The organism is Novosphingobium sp. 11B (genome assembly GCF_054589055.1).
The window spans coordinates 1-5,391 of sequence record NZ_BAAILP010000332.1; the positions used below are offsets into that span (position 1 = coordinate 1).

4 protein-coding genes are annotated in these 5,391 nt (G+C 64.1%); all 4 read right to left on the reverse strand.

Annotated features, from left to right (window positions below):
• Positions 1-329: 329 nt before the first annotated feature.
• The 4 genes from ACYPYD_RS27240 to ACYPYD_RS27255 all read right to left on the reverse strand — a co-directional run bounded on the left by ACYPYD_RS27240 (position 330) and on the right by ACYPYD_RS27255 (position 5,273).
• Positions 330-995 (reverse strand): 2OG-Fe(II) oxygenase, encoded by a 666-nt coding sequence (locus ACYPYD_RS27240; protein WP_008830989.1) that lies wholly within the window; start codon positions 993-995, stop codon positions 330-332.
• A 135-nt stretch (positions 996-1,130) separates the two neighbouring features.
• Positions 1,131-2,096 (reverse strand): RcnB family protein, encoded by a 966-nt coding sequence (locus tag ACYPYD_RS27245; RefSeq protein WP_231958149.1) that lies wholly within the window; start codon positions 2,094-2,096, stop codon positions 1,131-1,133.
• Positions 2,097-2,324: 228 nt separating this feature from the next.
• Positions 2,325-4,004 (reverse strand): energy-dependent translational throttle protein EttA, encoded by a 1,680-nt coding sequence (gene ettA / locus ACYPYD_RS27250; protein ID WP_008830987.1) that lies wholly within the window; start codon positions 4,002-4,004, stop codon positions 2,325-2,327.
• A 198-nt stretch (positions 4,005-4,202) separates the two neighbouring features.
• On the reverse strand, positions 4,203-5,273 hold the full coding sequence (locus ACYPYD_RS27255; RefSeq protein WP_459666919.1) for a hypothetical protein: 1,071 nt from the start codon (positions 5,271-5,273) through the stop codon (positions 4,203-4,205).
• Between the last annotated feature and the right edge of the window lie 118 nt (positions 5,274-5,391).

The following is a 5,391-nucleotide window of genomic DNA, read 5'->3' on the forward strand; positions in this document are numbered from 1 at the left end:
CGAGCGGCCGGGTAACTCACGGTGCAGCCCGGCTCGACCTGTATTCCATCGGAAAGTCCCATGTGGCCGTCGTTAGGGTTCGCATCGTTATCGGCCGAAGGCTATCCGGGATGGCCGTCCCAAGTCCTGCCATGTGTCGCAGGAACGTATGGACGGCGTTTGCAGTAGCGCAGAGACAGTCCGGGTCTTCGAACGGACGCGTGGTTTGCGTAGCTACGGCTGAAACCGCATCCCGGCCCACGACGCCGACCCGATACACCTCTCCAGCGTGATCATCGCCGGATCGGATGCTGGGGCATATAACCTATGTGGTTATAAATGTCAAGACATCATTGCCATGCCCGTGTGCGGAACCATTTGGTGACGACGTATTTGACGCCGCGCACCACCGGCCGTGCCGCATGCATGGTCCATGGATTTGGCGAACCGTCGGGCAGGGCATTGTTCCACAAGAGCAGCGTACCGGCGCAAGGCGGAATGCTGAGCGCGACGCGGGTGAAATCGGTCATGCCGCCTTCGTCTACCGTGTTGAGATAGACCATGGCGGTCCAGCTGCGCTGTCCGCCGCAGCGCCGTTCGTCGCGCCAGTAACCGGCGGCCGTATCGAACCAGTCGCAATGTTCGTTGAAGTATTGCCCGCAAAGGTAGCGCTGGCCCTGCGCCGCTTCTCCGCACATGGGCGATATGCCGGTTACCGCCGAGAGGCGCGCTTCGAGAATGCGGACGCATTCGTCGGCTTCGTCGATGTCGCCCGAATAGCTGGTGCGGTAATCCGGCCAGGACGTTCCATCGACCAAGCTGGACGGGCAGGCGACACCGTCGATCAGCGTCATCAGGCGCGCGCAAGTCGGCGCCGCGAGAAAGCCGTCGATGGCGTAGATTTCCGCGCGTTCTTCCGGGAAACGACGGATGCCGGGCTCAGCTGCCAGCCGTTCCCGCACTGCCGCGCCGATACGGGCAAGAGCCTTGCAGTCGGGATGGGCGGGCGTTGTCATGACCGGCAGACTATCCGCATTCGCCGGGAGTTCAATCGCCCGTGTGAAGTATCAGTCTGCCGGATCGTCGTAGGACATAAGAAAACTCCCGGAGTTTTACATCCGGGAGCTTGTCTTGCTTCACGTTTTTGCGGCTTACCAGAAGAAGTCGTAGATCACGTCCACCACTTCGCCGCTATAGATGTCCACCAGCATAACGTCGTCGTAGTAGCGGACCCAGCGATAGGGGCCATAGACCGGCGGCAGGCGATAGGCGTAAGGATCGTTGATCCAGTACCGGTTGCCGTAGAACATCGAGCCGAGCGAGAAGCCGATGCTCACGCGGCGATAGGAATAGCCGTCGTAGGGCGCATAATACCGGCCCATGCGGTATGTGTTGCGATTGCGATCGCGATAGCGCTGCCAGTCGTAGCGGTTGTCACGGCGCCAGTCGTTGCGGTTCCACGCCTGATAGCGATCGCCCCGGTCGTTGCCGCGCCAGCCGTTATTGTTGTCTCCGCGGCGATCATTACCGCGCCAGCCGTTGTTGTTGTCGCCGCGACGGTCGTTGCCTCGCCAACCGTTGTTGTCGTCTCGGCGGTTGTTGTCCGCGCGCCATGCATTGTTGCGGTCGCGGTTGTCGTCGCCTCGGCGGTCGTTGCCGGCCTGCCATCCGTTGCCGCGATCCCGGTTCTGATTATCGTCGCGGCGGATCGCCTGTCCGGCGCCGCGATCGCCGCCAGGGCGCTGGTCGTTGCCCTGCCAGCCCGGACGTCCCTGTTGCTGGCCCTGCTGCTGACCCTGCGCAGGGCGCGAGCCTTGCCAGTTGGGGCGGTCGTCGCCGCGCACTTGCTGCTGCGGGGCGGGGCGTGTCTGAGGCTGAGCCTGAGGCTGGCGCTGCTGCTCGCGCATCTGGCGAAGCTGCGGCCCGATCTCGCTGCGGCCGTTCAGGCGCTGCTGCTGCTGGGGCTGCGGCCGGGACTGGGGACGCTCTGCACGGGCGTTGTTGCCGCGATCACGGCCCTGGTCCTGGGCAAAGCTCGGGCTCGACATGCCTGTGATCGCGAGCGCCATGGTGGCGGCGGCGATCAGTACACCTGCTTTTCTGTTTATCGTTGCCATTGTTCCGGTCTCCAAACCGAAGTGCCGGACGGCGAAGCGCGGCTCATCGTTGAACGGGGTGTACCGGATCAGCGCTGTCGCAATGGTGAATGGCGGCGTTGCTCACCGTTAAGTTTCGTAATGTTGCAGCGACAAAAAAAGCCGCCGCCCGGTTTCCCGAGCAACGGCTTTGTCTGGGCCGGTGCCGTACCGAAAGCCGCCGGATGGCGGCTTTCGAAACAGCGCAAATCAGCGCGTCAGCTTTTTATACGCCAGCGCGGTCGGACGGTCGGCGGCATCACCCAGACGGCGGCGCTTGTCCTCTTCGTAAGCGGCGAAGTTGCCCTCGAACCATTCGACGTGGCTGTTGCCCTCGAATGCGAGGATGTGGGTTGCGAGACGGTCGAGGAAGAAGCGGTCGTGGCTGATGACCACGGCGCAGCCCGCGAAGTTCTCGATCGCCTCTTCCAGCGCGCCCAGCGTTTCCACGTCGAGGTCGTTGGTCGGTTCGTCGAGCAGGAGGACGTTGCCACCCTCCTTGAGCATCTTGGCCATGTGGACGCGGTTGCGCTCACCGCCAGACAGCTTGCCGACGTTCTTCTGCTGGTCGGCGCCCTTGAAGTTGAACGCACCCACGTAGGCGCGGGTCGAGGTGTCGTGACCGTTGACCTTCATGTAGTCGAGGCCGTCGGAGATTTCCTCCCAGACGTTCTTCTTAGGGTCGAGGTGGTCGCGGCTCTGGTCAACGAAGCCGAGGTGGACGGTCGAGCCCATCTCGATGGTGCCCTCGTCAGGCGTTTCCTTGCCGGTGATGAGCTTGAACAGCGTCGACTTGCCCGCGCCGTTCGGGCCGATGACGCCGACGATGCCGCCCGGCGGCAGGATGAACGAGAGGTTCTCGAACAGCAGCTTGTCGCCATAGGCCTTCGAGATGTTGTTGACCTCGATGACCTTGCCGCCGAGGCGCTCGGGCACCTGGATGACGATCTGGGCCTTGCCGGGACGGCGGCCCGACTGCGCTTCCTGCAGCTGCTCGAACTTGCGGATACGCGCCTTGGACTTGGTCTGGCGCGCGGCCGGGGTCTGCCGGATCCACTCGAGTTCTTCCTTGAGCGCCTTGGCGCGGCCGGATTCCTCGCGGTCCTCCTGCTCCATGCGCTTGGACTTCTTCTCGAGGTAGGTCGAGTAGTTGCCCTCATACGGAAAGTACTTGCCGCGATCGAGTTCGAGGATCCAGTTCACCACGTTGTCGAGGAAGTAGCGATCGTGGGTGATCATCAGGACCGCGCCCGCGTATTCCTTCAGGTGGTTTTCCAGCCATTCGACGGATTCGGCGTCGAGGTGGTTGGTCGGTTCGTCGAGCAGCAGGATCGAGGGCTTCTGGATCAGCAGGCGGGTCAGCGCGACGCGGCGCTTTTCACCGCCCGACAGGCTGTTGACGGGCCAGTCGCTGGGCGGGCAGCGGAGGGCCTCCATCGCGATTTCGAGCTGGTTGTCGAGCGTCCAGCCGTCGACCGCGTCGATCTTGCCCTGCAGGTCGCCCATTTCCTCCATGAGCGCGTCGAAATCGACGTCCTCCGGCGGATCGCCCATGATGTTGGAGATCTCGTTGAAGCGGTCGACCAGATCGGCGGTCTCGCGCGCGCCGTCCTTGACGTTTTCGAGGACGGTCTTGGTCGGATCGAGTTCCGGCTCCTGCTCGAGATAGCCGACGGTGATGTTCTCACCGGGCCAGGCTTCGCCGGTGAAGTCGGTGTCGATGCCGGCCATGATCTTGATCAGGGTGGACTTACCGGCGCCGTTCGGGCCGACGATGCCGATCTTGGCGCCCTGGTAGAACTGCAGCGAGATGTCGCTGAGCACCGGCTTCTGGGCACCGGGGAAGGTCTTGGTCATGCCCTTCATGACATAGGCGTATTGGGCGGCCATGCGGTTCCTCTGGATGGAATTCGAAGTCTGGAAAACAGTTGGGGCCGCTACTACAGGGGTGAGGGCACATTGCCAAGGGTGAGGCAAAGTACACGCGTCGTCCCGGACTTGCTCCGGGACCGGTGGCGGTCTTCAAGCATGAACCATCGTTCAAGGCGCGCGAAGCAACGTGGGCTGGTCAGGGCCAGCGGTCCCGGATCACGTCCGGGATGACGATGCCGCTCTGATCAAGTCACGCAGCGTCCGCGGCAGGAAGGCCAGTCCGGCCATGACGGTCGGCACGCTCAGGATCGCCCAGTAGAAGTTCACCGGCCTTGCGAAGACCGCCAGCAGCAGTGCGATCGTCGCGAGCCACGGCAGCGCGAAGCGGGCCAGCGGCGGCGGCGCTCCCAAAAACCCGAGCAAGCAGAGCAGCACGGCGAGATAGCTGAACGGAGCCGGGATCAGGTGCAGCAGCGTCACGTCGGCGATGTCCTGCAGCACCGCTCCGGGGCCGCGAAGGCCGTCCCAGCCTTGTGACAGCGCATCGCCGGGAAGCGAGAGCGGCACGACCGCCTGCCGGTGCAGAAGCAATACCACGGCATAGCCTGCAATCAGCGCAGCCCACGCGGCCAGTTCCCGGTATCGGCCGCTCCGCCAAGCCCAGAATGCCGCGAGCAGCACGAAGGGCAGCGCCAGTTCGCGGATCGCCAGCGCCGATGCGGCGGCAAGGAAGGCGGCGGTCGGGAAGGCGGGAGCCGTCAGGCCCTTGACCCGCAGTGCCATGGCCAGCGCCACGAGCACGCCCGCCCACAATTCATGCGACACCGAAAGCCCGGGGCTCGCGACCATCGCGCCGCCGACCAGAACGAGCAGCATGGCCAGCATCCGCTCGCGTCCATTCACCAGCGGCCGCAGCATCGTAAACCATGCGGCGGCGGTGACGGCAAGCAGCACGCAGAGGAGGACATGCACCGTGCGCCAGCCCAGCGCCGCCTCGATCCACGCCAGCGTCGGCAGGCGCACCGTCACGAAGGGGCTGGTCGGAAAGCCGTGTGCGCGCTGGAGGCGGGTGGCGGCGTGGTAGTAGTCCTCGCCTCCGGCAACCGCATTGCCGATGTCGTGATAAAGCTGCACGTCGGAATAGCGCCCGTCGCCGCTGATCGCCTCTCCGGTACTAGCTGCGCCGATAGTCAGCGTAGCCAGCGCGAGCACCACGAAAAGGGCGATCACGGCGAGGGCCTGAAGACGGGTGAGGGCGGCGAGCATGGCGCGGTTGTGTTCGCTCATACCGGCGGCGACAAGACGCGGCACTGCTTATCCACACGCCTTGATCCCCAAAATCTTCGTCATTGCGAGCGCAGCGAAGCAACCCAGGGCGGCATAATACTGCACTGGATTGCTTCGC

Excerpts from the sequence above, each read along its gene's own strand:
- ACYPYD_RS27240 (WP_008830989.1), bottom strand. The coding sequence starts at position 995 with ATGACAACGCCCGCCCATCCCGACTGCAAGGCTCTTGCCCGTATCGGC.
- ACYPYD_RS27245 (WP_231958149.1), bottom strand. The coding sequence starts at position 2,096 with ATGGCAACGATAAACAGAAAAGCAGGTGTACTGATCGCCGCCGCCACC.
- ettA (WP_008830987.1), bottom strand. The coding sequence starts at position 4,004 with ATGGCCGCCCAATACGCCTATGTCATGAAGGGCATGACCAAGACCTTC.
- ACYPYD_RS27255 (WP_459666919.1), bottom strand. The coding sequence starts at position 5,273 with ATGAGCGAACACAACCGCGCCATGCTCGCCGCCCTCACCCGTCTTCAG.